This is a genomic window from Streptomyces sp. NPDC049837, from assembly GCF_040674455.1.
Classification (GTDB): Bacteria; Actinomycetota; Actinomycetes; order Streptomycetales; family Streptomycetaceae; genus Streptomyces.
Genome location: NZ_JBFAMP010000004.1, coordinates 172,400 through 188,999 on the forward strand (window position 1 = coordinate 172,400; position 16,600 = coordinate 188,999).

The following is a 16,600-nucleotide window of genomic DNA, read 5'->3' on the forward strand; positions in this document are numbered from 1 at the left end:
CGCCTCGAACATCTTTCGGTCGGTCTGCGCACGTTCCGCCGGCCCGGAAGGTGCCTCAATTCGCCGCTTTTCGCCTCGTATTCGCTGCCCGCCGCCCACAGTAACCCTCAGCCACACCACGAATCGGGACGAGTGCGACTGGCTGTGACATTGACCGCAGTTGCTGTGGTCGCAGCATGGCAGGAGTTGCCGGCTCGTCTGAGCGAGAGTGGAAAGCCCGGATTTCGTCCCCAGTTTTCGTTAGGCTGCGTTACCGTCGTGTCCTTGAACTAACGGCCGAGTCGTACCAGTTCGTAGGCCTCGCGGAGATCGCCTCCCGTATAAGCGTGTGTGGCAAGCCCGGCCAGATGATGGTCCGCGTTGATCGCCACCGCTACCGGGACCGTCGCGAAGATCTCCGCGTCGGACATGGAATCACCGTATGCAACACACTCGTCCAGTTCCACCCCCAACTCTGCACAGAGTTGGTTCGCGATCTTCACTTTCGCCGACGCATTGAGAATGCCCTCCCGATTGACCGGCTGGGTGAATGGCACGGCAGGCCAACGTGAACCGTGGGCGGCATGCGCCCCCCAGTCGAGCAGACGCTCGACGAAGAAATCGGGTGACAGGGAGATGACCGCGCAGTAACCGCCGCCGGCCCGGATGTCCGCCCAGACCTCGCGGATGCCCTCCAGCCATGGCGCACCGTCGAACGCCGCCGCGACATGCGCCTGGGTCAGCTCGGACCACAGTTCCCTGGCTCGTACCGCGAACTCGTCCGGAGTCAGGGACCGGGCCAGGAACGCGCGCTCCAGCTCGGCGATCTCGGCGCTCAGTCCAAGCTGGCGGGAAATCTCCACAGCCGCCGCGGACCCGCGGATCAGCGTGCCATCGAGGTCGAACAGATGGAGTCTGGGTGGGATCGCCATGTACGCCGAGGTTAGTACGTGGGGTTACTCCCGTTGTCAGACGCCTTGGCGCATCCCGCCCGGGACCGTGTTTCACGTGAAACCACTCAAGCGTCCCGCTCGTCGGGCTCTCCTCGTCCTCCACGTCGCCGTGTCCGTGAGCTGGCTGGGCCTCACGATCGGCCTGCTGGCGCTCGGTGTCACCGCCTACACGACCGCCGATGCCTCACTCACCAAGGCCGCCTACCGTGCCATGAAGGTCTTCGGCGACTGGCTGCTCGCCCCGGCCGCACTGGCCGCCCTCATCAGTGGCCTCGTCCTGTCCCTGGGCACGCCATGGGGCCTGGCTCGGCATCGCTGGGTCTGGGTCAAGTTCTGGCTGACCGTGATCACGGCGGCGGCGACGGTCTTCTCCCTCCGGCCGGAGATCGACCGGGCGGCAGCCGCCGGCGTGCCCGACAGCAGCCTGGTGGCGGCCCCGATCGTGGCCACCGGCGCGTATCTCTTCATGACGGCGATCTCCGTCCTCAAGCCCTGGGGCCTCACCCGGCGTGGCCGCCGCCTCCGCGCCTCGACCCAGGTGAAACAGGCTCGTCCCCCTGGCCGGGAACCGTTCCAGACCAGAGGGACGAGGGTGAAGCAGGTCGGCTGACGCCCTTAGGCCAGTGCCTCCACCGCCGCGATGGCGAAACCGTGGTCCTGCTCCGGGGCGCCGCCGCCCACGCCGATCGCGCCGATCAGGCGGCCGTCGCGGTGGACCGGGACGCCACCCGCGATGAACAGGAGCGGGCGGTCGAGGGCGGTGGGGAGGGTGTGGAAGGGACCGCCGGGCTGGACGGCGTCGACCAGGTCGGCGGTCGGGGCGTTCAACTGGAGAGCGGTGAACGCTTTGCGGGTGCTGGTCTCGCCGGCGATCAGGACGGAGCGGTCGTCACGGCGGAAGGCCAGCAGGTGGCCGCCCGCGTCCAGGACGGTGATGGCGACGGTGACCCCGGCCGCTTCGGCGGCACGACGGGCGGTGTCCACGAGGCTCTCGGCGTCCTGGGTGGTCAGCGGGGCGACGGCGGTGGTGCTCACGTGGGGAGGCTCCTTGATGCGAGGTGGGCTCAGGTGGGTGTCTCAGTGACGGGCGAGGGGGACGGCAGCCGGCTCGGGCTTGGCACCGGCGACGATGCGGCTCCCGCGCCCGGCGTCCCGGCGCTCCAGGGCGCTGGAGAGGACGGCGAGGGCCAGGGCGGAGGCGGCCAGGGCGGCGCCCACCCAGTTCGGGGCGGTGATACCGAGGCCGGCCGCGATGACGATGCCGCCGAGCCAGGCGGAGAGCGCGTTGCCGAGGTTGAAGGCGCCGATGTTCACCGCCGAGGCGAGCGTCGGGGCGCCGGACGCCTGGTCAAGGACCCGCTTCTGCAGCGGGGGCACGGTCGCGAAGCCCAAGGCGCCGATCAGCGCGATGGTGATCGCGGCCGCGATCTGGTTGTGCGCCGTCACGGTGAACAGTGCGAGCACCAGCGCCAGGGCTCCCAGCGACACGTACAGCAGGGGCATCAGCTTGCGGTCGGCGAACTTGCCGCCGATCAGGTTGCCGCCGACCATGCCGAGGCCGAAGAGGACGAGCAGCCACGTGACGGACGACTCGGCGAAGCCGGCGGCCTCAGTCATCATCGGGGTGATGTAGGTGATCGCGGCGAAGACGCCGCCGAAGCCGAGCACGGTCATCGCCATGGCCAGCAGCACCTGCACGTTGCGGAAGGCGGCGAGCTCGTGCCGCAGCCGTACGCCTTCGGGCTTGGGCTGCTCGGGCACCAGTTGCGCGACACCGAGAAGGCCGAGGACACCAAGGGCGGCCACGATGAAGAAGGTGGCGCGCCACCCGGCCGTCTGCCCGATGAAGGTGCCGGCCGGCACGCCGACCACGTTGGCCACGGTCAGGCCGGTGAACATCATCGCGATCGCGCCGGCCTTCTTCTCAGGGGCGACGAGGTCGGCGGCGACCACCGATCCGATGCCGAAGAACGCGCCGTGCGCCAGCGAGGCGACGACCCGGCCGGTCAGCATGAGGCCAAAGGACGGGGCCAGGGCGGACAGGACGTTGCCCGCGATGAACAGGCCCATGAGCAGCATCAGCATCCGCTTACGGGAGACGCGGGTGCCCAGGACGGTCATCAGCGGCGCGCCGAGAACGACACCGAGTGCGTAGCCCGTGACGAGGTAGCCGGCGGTCGGGATGGACACCTGGTAGTCAGCCGCAACCTGGGGAAGCAGGCCCATGATCACGAATTCCGTGGTCCCGATGCCGAAGGCCCCGATGGCGAGGGCCAGAAGCGCGAGCGGCATGAAGTACACCTTCCAGAAGATTGCGTCTGCGCCTTACGAGCGTCGACAATAATTGCAGACGCGGGTTAATTGCAAGCGCGGGCTATTGCAGTGGTCGTCTATCCTGGTGGACAAGCCGCTCCGGGACGGAGGAGAGACCCCATGACAGCCACAGACCCGGCGCTCACCGCCCTCTCCCAGGGCTGGTGCGCGCTCTCGCTGCTCCACGGGAAGATCGAGGCCCGCATCGAGCGCGAGCTGGAGGCCAAGCACGGCCTCAGCGTGCGCGAGTTCTCCCTGCTCGACGTCCTCAGCCGGCAGCACAACGGCCCCGGCGGCCACCTCCAGATGAAGCAGGTCGCCGACGCCGTCGTCCTCAGCCAGAGCGCCACCACCCGCCTGGTCACCCGCCTGGAGGACCGCGGCCTGCTCACGCGGTATCTCTGCGACACGGATCGACGCGGCATCTACACCGACGTCACCGAGGCCGGCCTGACGCTGCTCGCCGAGGCCCGGCCCACCAATGACGCGGCCCTGCGCGAAGCGCTCGACGAGGCGGCGAAGAACCCACAGCTCGCCCCGCTGGTCAGGGTCGTCGAAGAGCTGCACGTGCCTGTGGGCTGACCGCCCAACCCCACCGCCCGGCCCGACCGCCCGGCGGGACCGCCCTTCCTGGACCGGCCAAGGGCCAGGGGTACTGTGCGCCCCATGAGCGATCTTGAGATCAGGCCCGCGGCCCACGACGACATTCCCGCGATCGTGGCCCTGCTCGCCGACGACCCCCTGGGGGCGCAGCGCGAGTCGCCCGACGACCTCACTCCGTACACCGCCGCCTTCGAGCGGCTGACGGGCGACCCGCATCAGCACCTGGTCGTCGCCGTACGCGAGGAGCGGGTCGTCGGAACACTTCAGCTCACGATCGTTCCCGGGCTGTCACGGCGTGGCGCCACCCGGTCGATCATTGAAGCCGTCCGCATACACGCCGATGAGCGCGGCGGGGGCCTTGGCACTCAGCTCATCGAATGGGCCATCGCAGAATCGCGGCACCAGGGATGCCAGTTGGTTCAACTGACGTCCGACGCCACCCGCACCGACGCCCACCGCTTCTACGAGCGGCTTGGATTCCAGGCCTCCCACCTGGGCTTCAAGATGACGCTGTGATGTCCTGAGCGCACCGTTTCACGTGAAACATCACAGGCCGCGCCACCCGTCCGGGTCCACACCGCCCGGCACCGCGTCCCCCGGCTCGTACGGCTTGCGCGTGAACACGAACGACCCCAGGTCGAGGTGGCTCAGGGAACCGTCCTCACGCCGCACGACTCGCAGCGTCTCCCCCGCGTAGTAGCCGTCCAGGCCGGTCCAGGTGCCATCCGCCTCCGCCCGGAAGTGCGAGGCGCGCCCCTGACCACGCAAGGGACACAGCTCCACACCACCATCGGCGACCACCCGCAGTCCGTAGGCGTACGTGCCCCAGTACCAGGGCCCGGTCAGATCCAGCAGCGCCGGATCGACGTCGGGCAGCGGCCGCCAGGGCTCGGGGATACGCGGCTCGGCGTCGGCCACGATCCGTACGAGGTCGGCGGCGACCGCGCCGGGCAGTGGCCCCGACGTGGCGTTGGCCAGCACGACCGCGGCGACACCGTCCTCCACGCTCACCCACAGCCCCGCGAGGAAGCCCGGCAGGGAGCCACAGTGGCCCACCAGGGTGCGCCCGTCACTGCGTACCAACTGCAACCCGAGCCCGTAGCCACCGTCCCAGTTGCCCGCCTCCGGCGGTACGGCAGGCGTCCGCATCTCCCGCAGCGTCTCGGCGCTCAGCACCCGCTCATCGCCCTCCGCCAGGAAGGCGGCGAACCGGCACAGATCCGAGGCGGTCGACCAGAGCTGGCCCGCCGATGCCATCAGCCCGAGGTCCTCGGCCGGTTCGGGCAGCATCACATCAGCCCACGGGTGCACCGCCCAGCCGCCGGCGTGCGGCGCCACGGGCTGGGTGCTCGTCCGCCCCAGCCCCAGGGGCTCCAGGATCTCAGCCTTCAGCGCCTCCTCCCACGTCACCCCGCGCACCGCCTCTACCAGCGAACCCAGCAGCGTGTAACCGGTGTTGGAGTAGTGGTGACGCCGCCCCACCGGATGCAGCAGCGGCCGCTCACCCAGCACGTCGGCAAGCTCCGGCCGTACCGTCCCCGGCGTCCGCTCCCACCACGGTGACGGTGACTCGGCCGCCAGACCGGCACTGTGCCCAAGGAGCTGAGCGATCGTCACGTCACCCACGCTCGTCCCGGGCAGGTGCTTCTCCAGCGGATCGCCCAGGTCGAGCAGCCCCTCGTCCCGCAGCCGCATCACCAGGACCGCCGTGAACGGCTTGGTGATGGAACCGATTCGGTACTGCGTATCGGCATCCGGTACATGTCCATCGACACAACTGCGCCCGCCTTCCCACCGCAGCCGGCCGTCCCTGGCGACCGCGCCGACGAGAGAGGGCGCCCGGCCTTCCGCCTGCGCGGTGGCCACGCGGTGCAGCAGGGCGCGCTCGGTGCTGGGGAGAAGTGCTTCGAAGGATGACGTCATGCCCCAGATGTATCCGCCCACAAGGGCCACCGTCGACCGCTTTAAGCCGCCACCGGCATGACCAAGGTGGTGAAGCTGCCCTGGTCCGCGGAACGGACCACGACGGGCTGCGTCGGCGATGACATCTCCAGCAGGACGTCCGGCCCGACCGCCGCGTCGAGCGCCGACAGGAGCACGCCCGGGTCGAAGGCGATGTTCGCCGGCGCTCCGGAGCTGAGGGCACGGAGCGTGGCGCGTGCCGTGTCGGGGGCGGAGACCACCAGCCGCTGCTCTTCGGTGGACAGGACGACCGCCGGACTGCCGCAGCGGTCCGCCAGAGCTTCGCGAAGGTCGCCCCGTGCGGTGATGATCCGGTGCCGGGGCCGCGGCAGGCCGTCCAGGACCATCCGGTAGTCCGGGAACGTGCCGTCGTGAACCGGCAGGGTACGGGTCCGGTCACCGCTGTGGACGCGGACACCCTGCCCGTCGATCGCGACGGTGACCTCCGGCAGGCACAGGGCCCAGGACGCGAGGTCCCTCATCTCGGAGGCGTCCACCAGCGCCTGCCGTGGCTCGCCCACGACCGGGTCGGCGCGCAGCACCCGGACCGCCATGCGGAAGCGGTCCGTCGCCACGAACCGCACTTCCTGGCCGTCGAGTTCGACCAGGACACAGCCGAGCTCGGGGAACTCCTCCCGTACGCCCGCACCGGCCACGGCGGGCGCCACCTGTCGTACGGCGCTGGCAAGCTCCGCTCCGCCGATCCGGGCCCGCGTGCCGGGCGCCGCTCCCGTCTCCGCCGCACCGGGCAGGTCGCGCAGGATGTCCTCGATGGCCGCCTGGACCGCCGCAGCCGTGTCGCGGCTCCTGCGCGCATGGCCCGCCAGCACCGAGCGAGCCGCCTCCTGACCCCCGTCGAGCACCACCAGGGCGTCCACCAACGGCAGCTCCGCCTCCCGCAACCGCCGCACCAGACGCGCACGCGCCTCCTGGCCCGGCTCGTAGTAGCGGTAGCCCGTCAGGTCGTCGACGTGGGCGGGGCGCAGAACACCGCAGTCGTCGTAGAACCGCAAGGCACTCGGCGCCAGCCCCACCCGCCGGGCGAAGGGTCCGATGCTCAACCGTGCTTCGGTCTCGTCGTCCATGGGCGCGATTGTTGACCTTCAAGCAACATGAAGGTCAAAACGGCGCCGGCCGGGGTCCGGAGCTGTCCGGTCAGGTCTGCGCCATGTCGACGAACCGCGAGTAGTGGCCCTGGAAGGCCACGGTGATCGTCGCCGTCGGACCGTTACGGTGCTTGGCCACGATCAGGTCCGCCTCGCCCGCGCGGGGCGACTCCTTCTCGTACGCGTCCTCGCGGTGCAGCAGGATGACCATGTCCGCGTCCTGCTCGATGGAGCCGGACTCACGGAGGTCCGAGACCATGGGCTTCTTGTCCGTACGCTGCTCGGGGCCACGGTTGAGCTGCGACAGGGCGATCACCGGCAGCTCCAGCTCCTTGGCCAGCAGCTTCAGGTTTCGCGACATGTCCGAGACCTCCTGCTGCCGGCTCTCGGCGCGCTTGGAGCCGCCGGACTGCATGAGCTGGAGGTAGTCGATGACGACCAGCTTGAGGTTGTTCCGCTGCTTGAGCCGGCGGCATTTCGCGCGGATCTCCATCATCGACAGGTTCGGGGAGTCGTCGATGTAGAGCGGGGCCTGGGAGACGTCCGGCATACGCCGGGCCAGTCGCGTCCAGTCCTCGTCCGTCATCGTGCCGGAGCGCATGTGGTGCAGCGCCACACGTGCCTCCGCCGACAGCAGACGCATCGCGATCTCGTTGCGGCCCATCTCAAGGGAGAAAATGACGCTCGGCAGGTTGTTCTTGATCGATGCTGCTCGTGCGAAGTCCAGGGCCAGCGTCGACTTACCCATGGCGGGACGGGCCGCGATGACGATCATCTGCCCGGGGTGCAGGCCGTTCGTCAGCGAGTCGAAGTCCGTGAAGCCGGTCGGTACGCCGGTCATCTCGCCGCTGCGCGAGCCGATCGCCTCGATCTCGTCGAGAGCGCCCTCCATGATGTCGCCGAGCGGCAGGTAGTCCTCGCTCGTGCGCTGCTCGGTGACCGCGTAGATTTCCGCCTGGGCGGAGTTGACGATCTCGTCGACATCGCCGTCGGCGGCGTATCCCATTTGCGTGATCTTGGTGCCGGCCTGGACGAGCCGGCGGAGCACCGCCCGCTCGTGGACGATCTCCGCGTAGTAGGAGGCGTTCGCCGCGGTCGGGACCGACTGGACCAGGGTGTGCAGGTACGACGCCCCACCGACGCGGTTGATCTCCCCGCGCTTGGTCAGCTCGGCGCCCACCGTGATGGGGTCCGCCGGCTCGCCCTTGGCGTAGAGGTCGAGGATCGCGGTGTAGATCGTCTCGTGGGCCGGCTTGTAGAAGTCATGGCCCTTGATGATCTCCACGACGTCCGCGATCGCGTCCTTGGAGAGCAGCATGCCGCCGAGCACGGACTGCTCGGCGTCGAGGTCCTGCGGCGGCACCCGCTCGAAACCGCCCGCGCCGCTGTCCCACGGACCGCTCTCGCTGCCCCGCTCGTGCTGCTCGTCACGGCTCAGGCCACGCCCGCGGCTGTCGCTCCCCCGCTGACGGGTGACGGGCAGACGGTCACTGGGCCCGGTGTCGGCCCAGGGGTCGTCCAAGGGCTCGGGAATGCTCACCGGCCCACCTCCTCCCGTCCGCTCCGCGGACCCTCGCCGTGCCACTCTTTCTACGGCACGACACTGACAAAGCGAGAGGCTCAACTCCGCTTCTGGCGCGTCGAGCGCCGGACCACGGTAGGCCCGCGGGCACCGTCAGCCAATCTGGTTATCCACAGGGCCTGTGGGTGAAGACCCAGATGCTGTGGAGAACCCCGCAGAACCTGTGCACGGAGCAGGGGACAGCCGTGTGGACAAACTCATAGCCAAACCGACAGACCCCGTCTGACCTGCTATTTTTCCATCCACCGGCTGTGGGGGAGAAAAACTTTCCCAGCCGGACCAAGATCAGAACAAACGGCGCACACCAGAAGCGTCAACTCCCTGATGAGTAAGGACCCAAAGGCCCTTGCATCTCTTACCTGTGGAAGATTAGATTGCACCCATGACCCAGGCCCCCGCGCGACCGAAGAGCGAACGGCGCCGGCACGACCGCGAGATCATCGCGCTCGCCGTGCCGGCCTTCGGTGCGCTCGTCGCCGAGCCGCTCTTCGTGATGGTCGACAGCGCCATCGTCGGCCACCTCGGTACCCCCCAGCTCGCCGGTCTCGGCATCGCGGCCGCTCTGCTGGCCACCGCCGTGAGCGTCTTCGTCTTCCTGGCTTACGCCACCACTGCGGCCGTCGCCCGCCGGGTCGGCGCCGGTGATCTGCCGTCGGCCATCCGGCAAGGCATGGACGGCATCTGGCTGGCGTTGCTTCTGGGCCTGGCCGTCATCGCCGTCACCCTCCCGGCCGCGCCCTGGCTGATCGACCTGTTCGGCGCCTCCGGCACCGCCGCCCCGTACGCCACCACCTATCTGCGCATCTCCAGCCTGGGGATACCGGCGATGCTGATCGTGCTGGCCGCCACCGGCGTGCTGCGCGGCCTCCAGGACACCAGGACGCCGCTGTACGTCGCCATCGCCGGCTTCGCGGCCAACGCGGTGCTCAACGTGGCGCTCGTGTACGGCGCCGGCCTCGGTATCGCCGGCTCCGCCTGGGGCACCGTGATCGCCCAGTGCGGCATGGCCGCTGCCTACCTCTTCGTCGTCGTCCGAGGAGCACGGCTCCACGGCGCCTCGCTGCGGCCCGATGCCGCCGGTATACGGGCCAGCGCCCAGGCCGGGGTGCCGCTCCTGGTCCGTACGCTCTCGCTGCGCGCGATCCTGATGATCGCCACCGCCGTCGCCGCCCGGCTGGGCGACGTCGATGTCGCCGCCCACCAGATCATCCTGTCCTTGTGGAGCCTGATGGCCTTCGCTCTGGACGCCATCGCCATCGCGGGGCAGGCGATCATCGGCCGCTACCTGGGCGCCGGTGACGCCGAGGGAGCACGGAGGGTCTGTCGCCGCATGGTCGAGTGGGGCATCGCCTCGGGACTGGTGCTCGGTGGACTGATCGTCCTGGCCCGCCCTCTCTTCATCCCGCTGTTCACCTCCGACCCAACCGTGCAGGACACCCTTCTGCCCGCGCTGCTGGTCGTGGCACTCTCGCAGCCGATCGCGGGAGTCGTCTTCGTCCTGGACGGTGTGCTCATAGGCGCCGGAGACGGCCCCTACCTGGCCGGTGCCATGGTGCTGACGCTCGCCGTCTTCGCGCCGGTCGCGCTGCTGGTGCCCGCACTGGGCGGCGGGCTGACCGCCCTGTGGTGGGCCATGGCGCTGATGATGGCGGTCCGGATGCTGACGCTGTGGCAGCGGACGCGCTCCGGCCGCTGGCTGATCACGGGCGCCACGCGCTGACCGCGCGATGCCATGTTTCACGTGAAACAGCGAGTTGTGAGACAGCGAGTTTCACGTGAAACAGCGCATGGCGCACACAGCGGAAGGGCCGCACCCGGAGGTGCGGCCCTTCTTTACTGCTGGACGACCGCTAGCCGATCGCTGAGCGCAGTGCTCAGGCGGCGACGATCTCGACGCCGAGCTTCGCGACGACCTCGGCGTGCAGGCGCACGGAGACCTGGTGCGAACCCAGGGTCTTGATCGGCGAGCCGAGCTCGACACGGCGCTTGTCGACCTCCGGGCCACCCGCCGACTTGATCGCCGCAGCGATGTCGGCCGGGGTCACGGAGCCGAAGAGACGGCCGGCGTCGCCGGAGCGAACGGCCAGGCGCACCTTCGTGCCCTCGAGCTGGGCCTTGATCTCGTTGGCCTGCTCGATGGTCGCGATCTCGTGGATCTTGCGGGCGCGGCGGATCTGCGCCACGTCCTTCTCGCCACCCTTGGTCCAGCGGATCGCGAAACCGCGCGGGACCAGGTAGTTGCGAGCGTAACCGTCCTTGACGTCGACGACGTCACCGGCGGTGCCGAGGCCGGAGACCTCGTGCTTGAGGATGATCTTCATGTTTCGGTCACCCTCCCTTATCGCGCGGTGGACGTGTAGGGCAGCAGCGCCATCTCACGGCTGTTCTTGACGGCCGTGGCGACATCACGCTGGTGCTGCGTGCAGTTGCCGGTCACGCGGCGGGCACGGATCTTGCCGCGGTCGGAAATGAACTTCCGCAGCATGTTCGTGTCCTTGTAGTCCACGTACGCGGTCTTGTCCTTGCAGAATGCGCAGACCTTCTTCTTCGGCTTGCGCACAGGCGGCTTCGCCATGGTGTATCTCCTGTGTGATCAAGAAGTGGGGTACGAGCCTGAGCCCTGAAATCCCTCGCGGGACTAGAAGGGGGGCTCGTCCGAGTAGCCGCCGCCGGAACCGCCGGAGCTTCCGCCCCAACCGCCTCCACCGCCCTGCTGCTGGCCACCGGCCGGCGCGCTGGTCGCCCACGGGTCGTCGGCGGGAGCACCGCCGCCACCCTGCTGGCCACCACCCGGGGCACCGCCCCAGTTGCCGCCGCCCTGCTGGCCGCCGCCGTAGCCGCCCTGGCCACCGCGGCCGGTGGTCTTGGTGACCTTGGCCGTGGCGTTCTTGAGGCTGGGGCCGACTTCCTCGACGTCCAGCTCGAAGACCGTGCGCTTGACGCCCTCGCGGTCCTCGTACGACCGCTGCTTCAGCCGGCCCTGCACGACGACGCGCATGCCTCGCTGGAGCGACTCGGCGACGTTCTCCGCCGCCTGGCGCCAGACCGAGCAGGTCAGGAACAGGCTCTCGCCGTCCTTCCACTCATTGGTCTGACGGTCGAAGGTACGGGGAGTGGACGCGACGCGGAACTTCGCGACCGCCGCACCGGACGGGGTGAAGCGCAGCTCGGGGTCGTCGACAAGATTGCCGACGACCGTGATGACGGTCTCGCCTGCCATGGGGAACCTCTCGGCGGGATTGCTTCTGGCTGCTTGCTGCTGCTACTCGAAACCCGATGACCTCTGAGCGAGAGTGCTCAGTGGGTCTCGGGACGGAGGACCTTGGTCCGGAGGACCGACTCGTTCAGGTTCATCTGGCGGTCGAGCTCCTTGACGACCGCAGGCTCGGCCTGCAGGTCGATGACCGAGTAGATGCCCTCGGGCTTCTTCTTGATCTCGTAAGCGAGACGACGACGGCCCCAGGTGTCGACCTTCTCAACCTTTCCGTTGCCCTCACGGACGACGGAGAGGAAGTTCTCGATCAGCGGGGAGACAGCGCGCTCCTCGAGATCGGGGTCGAGGATGACCATCACCTCGTAGTGACGCATGTGGAACCCACCTCCTTTGGACTCAGCGGCCACGGTCGTTCCGTGGCAGGAGGGTCGTGATGCGTGAGCAACGGTATCGGCCACCACTGACAATCGCCCTCAGCGAGTGGGGGACCCTGATCAGGGCATGGGCAGACACCGGTGCAGACCGTACAGAGTACCCGCACACCGGCTTCCGGTTGAAATCCCGTGGCCAGGGGACGCAATCTGTACACATCGGGTGCGTGCGGCGCTACGATGCGCCGCCTTCCGGCACAGCCAGGAGGTACCTCATGGCCCAGGCATTCCACCGTCACCCCACCTCGTCGCTCTTCGCCACGGACGGCAAGCCCCATCCGCTCCAGGACACGCTGATGGCGGTGACCGTGGTACTCGGTCTGCTCGCCTTCATCACGGCCCAGTTCCACAACCTCCACCTGATCAGCTCGTGGGCGGGCCTGGTGGGCATCCTCACCGGTGCCTACGGCCAGTACATCTCCGAGACGACACGTGAGCGCACCCTGCTGATCATCGGCCTGGGCGCCTCGGCGATCGGTTTCGGGCTCGGAATGGCCCACGGCGGCCTCTTCGGCGGTGTCCTCGGTTAGGCCCTCCGGCGTACGGCCAGTCGGGGCGCTCCCCGGTGCCAGTAGGCTTCGGCGCGAGAGCCGGAGCCCCTGTACCCATGGGGACACACCTGCCGAGGAGCGCCCCGCATGAGCCTGACCCTGAGGACCATCAGCCGAGAGCAGCATCTGGCGTACATCCAGAGCCTGCCTGCGGCGAGTCACTGCCAGGTCCCCGCATGGGCTGATGTGAAGACCGAGTGGCGTTCGGAGAACCTGGGCTGGTTCGACAAGGACGGCCAGTTGGTCGGCGCCGGCCTGGTGCTCTACCGCCAGCTCCCGAAGATCAAGCGGTACCTCGCGTACCTCCCCGAGGGGCCGGTGATCAACTGGTACGCGCCGAACCTGGACGACTGGCTCCAGCCGATGCTGGCGCACCTGAAGCACCAGGGCGCCTTCTCCGTGAAGATGGGCCCGCCGGTCGTCATCCGCCGCTGGGACGCGGCCGCGATCAAGTCCGGCATCCAGGACCCGGACGTCAAGCGCCTGCGTGACGTCGAGGCCACGCACATCGAGCCGCGCGCCTTCGAAGTGTCCGACCGGCTGCGCAAGATGGGCTGGCAGCAGGGCGAGGACGGCGGCGCCGGCTTCGGTGACGTACAGCCCCGCTACGTCTTCCAGGTGCCGCTGGCGAACCGTTCGCTCGACGACGTCCTCAAGGGCTTCAACCAGCTCTGGCGGCGCAACATCAAGAAGGCCGAGAAGGCCGGCGTCGAGGTCGTCCAGGGCGGCTACGAGGACCTCGCCGAGTGGCAGCGGCTGTACGAGATCACCGCCGTGCGCGACCGGTTCCGGCCCCGCCCGCTGTCCTACTTCCAGCGCATGTGGACCGTCCTCAACAACGAGGACCCCAACCGCATGCGGCTGTACTTCGCGCGCCACAACGGCGTGAACCTGTCGGCGGCCACCATGCTCGTCGTCGGCGGGCACGTCTGGTACTCCTACGGCGCCTCCGACAACATCGGCCGCGAGGTCCGCCCCTCGAACGCGATGCAGTGGCGAATGCTGCGCGACGCCTACGCCATGGGCGCGACGGTCTACGACCTCCGCGGCATCTCCGACTCGCTGGACGAGACGGACCACCTCTTCGGCCTGATCCAGTTCAAGGTGGGCACGGGCGGCGAGGCCGTCGAGTACATCGGCGAGTGGGACTTCCCGCTCAACAAGCTGCTGCACAAGGCGCTCGACATCTACATGTCACGCCGCTGACGCTTCCGTAGTCTCGTACGCAAGTCTCGTAAGCACCTTCGATACACCGCAGCCACAGAAAGGTTCCGGGCCGGCCATGGCGCTCTCCCTCTACGTCGACACCGCTCGCTGGCGGGCGCACCAGAAGTCCGTGATCGACCAGTTCCCGGGTCTGGTCCCGGTGTGCAAGGGCAACGGCTACGGCTTCGGCCACGAGCGGCTCTCGGAGGAGGCGTCCCGCTTCGGCGCCGACATGCTGGCCGTCGGCACGACGTACGAGGCGGCCCGCATCAAGGACTGGTTCAGCGGTGACCTGCTGGTCCTGACGCCGTTCCGGCGGGGCGAGGAGCCGGTCCCGCTGCCGGACCGGGTGATCCGCTCGGTGTCCTCCGTGGACGGCGTGCACGCCCTGGTCGGCGCGCGGGTCGTCATCGAGTGCATGAGCTCGATGAAGCGGCACGGCATCGGCGAGCACGAGCTGGGCCAGTTGCACGCGGCGATCGAGGACGTGCGCCTGGAGGGCTTCGCGCTGCACCTGCCGCTGGACCGCACGGACGGCACCGACGCCGTCGAGGAGGTCATCGGCTGGATGGACCGGCTGCGCGCCGCCCGCCTGCCGCTGCACACCATGTTCGTCAGCCACCTGAAGGCCCAGGAGCAGGCGCGGCTCCAGCAGCAGTTCCCGCAGACCCGGTTCCGGGCGCGGATCGGTACGCGGCTGTGGCTGGGCGACCACGAGGCGACGGAGTACCGGGGCGCGGTGCTGGACGTCACGCGCGTGGCCAAGGGGGACCGCTTCGGCTACCGCCAGCAGAAGGCGGCGTCGGACGGCTGGCTGGTCGTCGTCGCCGGCGGTACGTCGCACGGCGTGGGCCTGGAGGCCCCGAAGGCGATGCACGGCGTGATGCCGCGCGCCAAGGGCGTGGCCCGCGCCGGTCTGGCGACGGTCAACCGGAACCTCTCGCCGTTCGTGTGGGCGGGCAAGCAGCGCTGGTTCGCCGAGCCGCCGCACATGCAGGTGTCGATCCTGTTCGTCCCGTCGGACGCCCAGGAGCCCAAGGTCGGCGACGAGTTGGTCGCCCACCTGCGGCACACCACGACCCAGTTCGACCGCCTGGTCGAGCGTTAGGGACCTGGCCCCGGCTCCGCCGGGGCCCGTCACTCCCGTACGACGCCCCACTCCACACGCGGTCCCTGGACCGCGTGTGCGGCGTGCTGCGGCGGATGCGCGGCCCGGCCGAGCACGAAGACGTCCTCCGCGCGGTCGAGGACGCCCCCGGACGGGTCGTCCGAGCCGTCGCGCCGTACCCCGTCCCGCTCCGGCAGCAGGATGTCCCGCACCACCATGGCGCACAGGAACAGCGTCCCGGCCAGGTGCAGGACGATGGCGAACTGGTAGCCCTCCGTCGGAAGCCCCTGCTTGTTCCCGCTCGTGGTGTACGCCAGGTACATCCAGATCCCGACGAAGTACATGACCTCGCAGCCCTGCCAGATCAGGAAGTCCCGCCAGCGCGGGCGGGCCAGGGCGGCGAGCGGGATCAGCCACAGCACGTACTGGGGTGAATAGACCTTGTTGGTGAGGATGAAGGCGGCGATCACCAGGAAGGCCAACTGCGCGAAGCGAGGTCGGCGCGGGGCGGTGAGCGTCATCGCGGCGATCCCGGCGCAGGCCAGCAGCATCAGCACCATCGCGTACGTGTTGACGTCGTCAGGTGTGATGTTCACGCCGGTGCGCTGGGTGATGATCAGCCAGAAGGACCCGAAGTCGATCCCCCGGTCGTGGCTGAAGTCGTAGAACTTCTTCCAGCCCTCGGGCGCCAGCAGCATCACCGGCACGTTCACCGCGAGCCACGAGCCCACCGTGCCCACCACGGCGACGCCGAACTCCCGCCACTTCCCGGCCCGCCAGCACAGCAGCAGCAACGGTCCGAGCAGCAGGAACGGATAGAACTTGGCGGCCGTGGCGAGGCCGAGGAGGATTCCGAAGGCCAGCGCCCGGCCGCGCGACCACATCAGCATGGCGGCGGCGGTGAGCGCCACGGCGAGCAGGTCCCAGTTGATCGTGGCGGTGAGCGCGAAGGCGGGAGCCAGGGCGACCAGCAGGGCGTCCCAGGGGCGGTTGCGGTGCGTGCGCGCGACACAGACCGCGAGGACGGCCACGCAGACCATCAGCATGCCCGCGTTGACCATCCAGTACATCTGCTCGCGGTACTGGAGGTCGCCGTCGAAGGGCAGCGTCAGCCAGGAAGCGACCTGCATGAAGAGCCCGGTCAGGACCGGGTATTCGAGGTACTCCATGTCGCCGCCGAGGCGGTCGAAGTACGGGATCAGCCCGTCGGCGAAGCCCCGCCCGATGAACAGGTGCGGAATGTCGGAGTAACAGGCGTGGGTGTACTGCGAGCTGGTGCCGCGGAACCACGCCCAGTTGTAGCAGGGCAGCTTCTGCACCATGCCGAGCGCGAACATCCCGATCGCGACGAGGGCGACCACGCGGACGGGCGTGAGCGCGCTGCCGCCGAGCTGCGCCCAGCGGCCGACGGGGCCGCCGATCAGCTCGCTGCCCGCGGCTGCGACCTCGTCCCGCCGGGTCGGGGGCACGACGGGCCGGTCCTGGTGGGCGCTCGTCGTCTTCTGTGGGCTCGGCATGGGGACATCCTGCCGTACGGGGCTGTGGGCCGGCGCGGCCTGTGGACAACGCCCTGTGGACAACAGCCCGGGCAC

The 16,600-nt window shown here is 69.2% G+C and carries 18 protein-coding genes; 7 read left to right on the plus strand and 11 right to left on the minus strand.

The genetic code is table 11. From position 1 onward, the window contains the following. Positions 1-269 precede the first annotated feature (269 nt). Complete coding sequence (locus tag AB0J57_RS12215; RefSeq protein ID WP_366127977.1) at positions 270-911, minus strand: HAD-IB family phosphatase; 642 nt, start codon at positions 909-911, stop codon at positions 270-272. A 76-nt stretch (positions 912-987) separates the two neighbouring features. On the opposite strand from AB0J57_RS12215, the gene AB0J57_RS12220 reads away from it, so the two are divergent. Next, positions 988-1,542 (plus strand): DUF2269 domain-containing protein, encoded by a 555-nt coding sequence (locus AB0J57_RS12220; protein ID WP_366127978.1) that lies wholly within the window; start codon positions 988-990, stop codon positions 1,540-1,542. 5 nt (positions 1,543-1,547) lie between these two features. Here AB0J57_RS12220 and AB0J57_RS12225 read toward each other — a convergent pair whose 3' ends face one another. Together AB0J57_RS12225 and AB0J57_RS12230 are read right to left on the minus strand one after the other, a co-directional pair. After that, positions 1,548-1,967: a heme-binding protein gene (locus tag AB0J57_RS12225; RefSeq protein ID WP_366127979.1), complete on the minus strand. Its 420-nt coding sequence runs from the start codon at positions 1,965-1,967 to the stop codon at positions 1,548-1,550. Positions 1,968-2,009: 42 nt separating this feature from the next. After that, the gene (locus AB0J57_RS12230; RefSeq protein WP_366127980.1) at positions 2,010-3,224 is read right to left on the minus strand and encodes an MFS transporter; all 1,215 of its coding nucleotides are present in this window, start codon (positions 3,222-3,224) and stop codon (positions 2,010-2,012) included. A gap of 141 nt (positions 3,225-3,365) precedes the next feature. Between AB0J57_RS12230 and AB0J57_RS12235 the strand changes: the two genes are divergently transcribed. Together AB0J57_RS12235 and AB0J57_RS12240 are read left to right on the plus strand one after the other, a co-directional pair. After that, positions 3,366-3,827: a MarR family transcriptional regulator gene (locus tag AB0J57_RS12235; protein WP_366127981.1), complete on the plus strand. Its 462-nt coding sequence runs from the start codon at positions 3,366-3,368 to the stop codon at positions 3,825-3,827. 84 nt (positions 3,828-3,911) lie between these two features. Further along, positions 3,912-4,364 carry a GNAT family N-acetyltransferase gene (locus AB0J57_RS12240; protein ID WP_366127982.1) on the plus strand — a complete coding sequence of 151 codons (453 nt, stop codon included), beginning with the start codon at positions 3,912-3,914 and terminating at the stop codon, positions 4,362-4,364. Positions 4,365-4,394: 30 nt separating this feature from the next. Here the strand turns inward: AB0J57_RS12240 and AB0J57_RS12245 are convergent, their stop codons facing one another. From AB0J57_RS12245 to dnaB, 3 genes are all read right to left on the minus strand, one after another. Further along, on the minus strand, positions 4,395-5,771 hold the full coding sequence (locus AB0J57_RS12245) for a serine hydrolase domain-containing protein (RefSeq protein WP_366127983.1): 1,377 nt from the start codon (positions 5,769-5,771) through the stop codon (positions 4,395-4,397). A 41-nt stretch (positions 5,772-5,812) separates the two neighbouring features. Then, positions 5,813-6,895, minus strand: a complete 1,083-nt coding sequence (locus AB0J57_RS12250) for a MerR family transcriptional regulator (RefSeq protein ID WP_366127984.1) — start codon at positions 6,893-6,895, stop codon at positions 5,813-5,815. Positions 6,896-6,965: 70 nt separating this feature from the next. Beyond that, positions 6,966-8,456, minus strand: coding sequence for a replicative DNA helicase (gene dnaB, locus AB0J57_RS12255; protein WP_366127985.1), 1,491 nt, complete (start codon positions 8,454-8,456; stop codon positions 6,966-6,968). A gap of 424 nt (positions 8,457-8,880) precedes the next feature. Between dnaB and AB0J57_RS12260 the strand changes: the two genes are divergently transcribed. Next, the gene (locus AB0J57_RS12260; protein ID WP_366127986.1) at positions 8,881-10,218 is read left to right on the plus strand and encodes an MATE family efflux transporter; all 1,338 of its coding nucleotides are present in this window, start codon (positions 8,881-8,883) and stop codon (positions 10,216-10,218) included. 154 nt (positions 10,219-10,372) lie between these two features. Here the strand turns inward: AB0J57_RS12260 and rplI are convergent, their stop codons facing one another. From rplI to rpsF, 4 genes are all read right to left on the minus strand, one after another. Beyond that, positions 10,373-10,819 carry a 50S ribosomal protein L9 gene (rplI, locus tag AB0J57_RS12265; RefSeq protein ID WP_126884150.1) on the minus strand — a complete coding sequence of 149 codons (447 nt, stop codon included), beginning with the start codon at positions 10,817-10,819 and terminating at the stop codon, positions 10,373-10,375. Positions 10,820-10,836: 17 nt separating this feature from the next. After that, positions 10,837-11,073, minus strand: a complete 237-nt coding sequence (rpsR, locus tag AB0J57_RS12270; RefSeq protein ID WP_005315025.1) for a 30S ribosomal protein S18 — start codon at positions 11,071-11,073, stop codon at positions 10,837-10,839. Positions 11,074-11,136: 63 nt separating this feature from the next. Next, a complete protein-coding gene (locus AB0J57_RS12275) occupies positions 11,137-11,718 on the minus strand; it encodes a single-stranded DNA-binding protein (protein ID WP_366127987.1) in 582 nt (193 codons plus the stop codon). A 77-nt stretch (positions 11,719-11,795) separates the two neighbouring features. Then, positions 11,796-12,086 carry a 30S ribosomal protein S6 gene (rpsF, locus tag AB0J57_RS12280; protein ID WP_004950685.1) on the minus strand — a complete coding sequence of 97 codons (291 nt, stop codon included), beginning with the start codon at positions 12,084-12,086 and terminating at the stop codon, positions 11,796-11,798. A gap of 272 nt (positions 12,087-12,358) precedes the next feature. Here rpsF and AB0J57_RS12285 point away from each other — a divergent pair, with 272 nt between their 5' ends. From AB0J57_RS12285 to AB0J57_RS12295, 3 genes are all read left to right on the plus strand, one after another. Further along, a complete protein-coding gene (locus AB0J57_RS12285) occupies positions 12,359-12,673 on the plus strand; it encodes a hypothetical protein (protein ID WP_366127988.1) in 315 nt (104 codons plus the stop codon). A 108-nt stretch (positions 12,674-12,781) separates the two neighbouring features. Further along, positions 12,782-13,900, plus strand: coding sequence for a peptidoglycan bridge formation glycyltransferase FemA/FemB family protein (locus AB0J57_RS12290; protein WP_366127989.1), 1,119 nt, complete (start codon positions 12,782-12,784; stop codon positions 13,898-13,900). A 76-nt stretch (positions 13,901-13,976) separates the two neighbouring features. Continuing rightward, a complete protein-coding gene (locus AB0J57_RS12295) occupies positions 13,977-15,008 on the plus strand; it encodes an alanine racemase (RefSeq protein WP_366127990.1) in 1,032 nt (343 codons plus the stop codon). Between the two features lie 29 nt (positions 15,009-15,037). On the opposite strand, the gene AB0J57_RS12300 is transcribed toward AB0J57_RS12295, so the two are convergent. Then, entirely contained in the window at positions 15,038-16,525 is a 1,488-nt protein-coding gene (locus AB0J57_RS12300; RefSeq protein WP_366127991.1) for a glycosyltransferase 87 family protein, read from the minus strand. Positions 16,526-16,600 lie beyond the last annotated feature (75 nt).

Coding starts and splice junctions, on each gene's coding strand:
- AB0J57_RS12230 (WP_366127980.1), bottom strand. CDS start 3,224: ATGCCGCTCGCGCTTCTGGCCCTCGCCATCGGGGCCTTCGGCATCGGG.
- AB0J57_RS12250 (WP_366127984.1), bottom strand. CDS start 6,895: ATGGACGACGAGACCGAAGCACGGTTGAGCATCGGACCCTTCGCCCGG.
- AB0J57_RS12290 (WP_366127989.1), top strand. CDS start 12,782: ATGAGCCTGACCCTGAGGACCATCAGCCGAGAGCAGCATCTGGCGTAC.
- AB0J57_RS12240 (WP_366127982.1), top strand. CDS start 3,912: ATGAGCGATCTTGAGATCAGGCCCGCGGCCCACGACGACATTCCCGCG.
- AB0J57_RS12215 (WP_366127977.1), bottom strand. CDS start 911: ATGGCGATCCCACCCAGACTCCATCTGTTCGACCTCGATGGCACGCTG.
- AB0J57_RS12235 (WP_366127981.1), top strand. CDS start 3,366: ATGACAGCCACAGACCCGGCGCTCACCGCCCTCTCCCAGGGCTGGTGC.
- AB0J57_RS12300 (WP_366127991.1), bottom strand. CDS start 16,525: ATGCCGAGCCCACAGAAGACGACGAGCGCCCACCAGGACCGGCCCGTC.
- AB0J57_RS12285 (WP_366127988.1), top strand. CDS start 12,359: ATGGCCCAGGCATTCCACCGTCACCCCACCTCGTCGCTCTTCGCCACG.
- rplI (WP_126884150.1), bottom strand. CDS start 10,819: ATGAAGATCATCCTCAAGCACGAGGTCTCCGGCCTCGGCACCGCCGGT.
- rpsF (WP_004950685.1), bottom strand. CDS start 12,086: ATGCGTCACTACGAGGTGATGGTCATCCTCGACCCCGATCTCGAGGAG.
- AB0J57_RS12275 (WP_366127987.1), bottom strand. CDS start 11,718: ATGGCAGGCGAGACCGTCATCACGGTCGTCGGCAATCTTGTCGACGAC.
- rpsR (WP_005315025.1), bottom strand. CDS start 11,073: ATGGCGAAGCCGCCTGTGCGCAAGCCGAAGAAGAAGGTCTGCGCATTC.
- AB0J57_RS12245 (WP_366127983.1), bottom strand. CDS start 5,771: ATGACGTCATCCTTCGAAGCACTTCTCCCCAGCACCGAGCGCGCCCTG.
- AB0J57_RS12260 (WP_366127986.1), top strand. CDS start 8,881: ATGACCCAGGCCCCCGCGCGACCGAAGAGCGAACGGCGCCGGCACGAC.
- AB0J57_RS12295 (WP_366127990.1), top strand. CDS start 13,977: ATGGCGCTCTCCCTCTACGTCGACACCGCTCGCTGGCGGGCGCACCAG.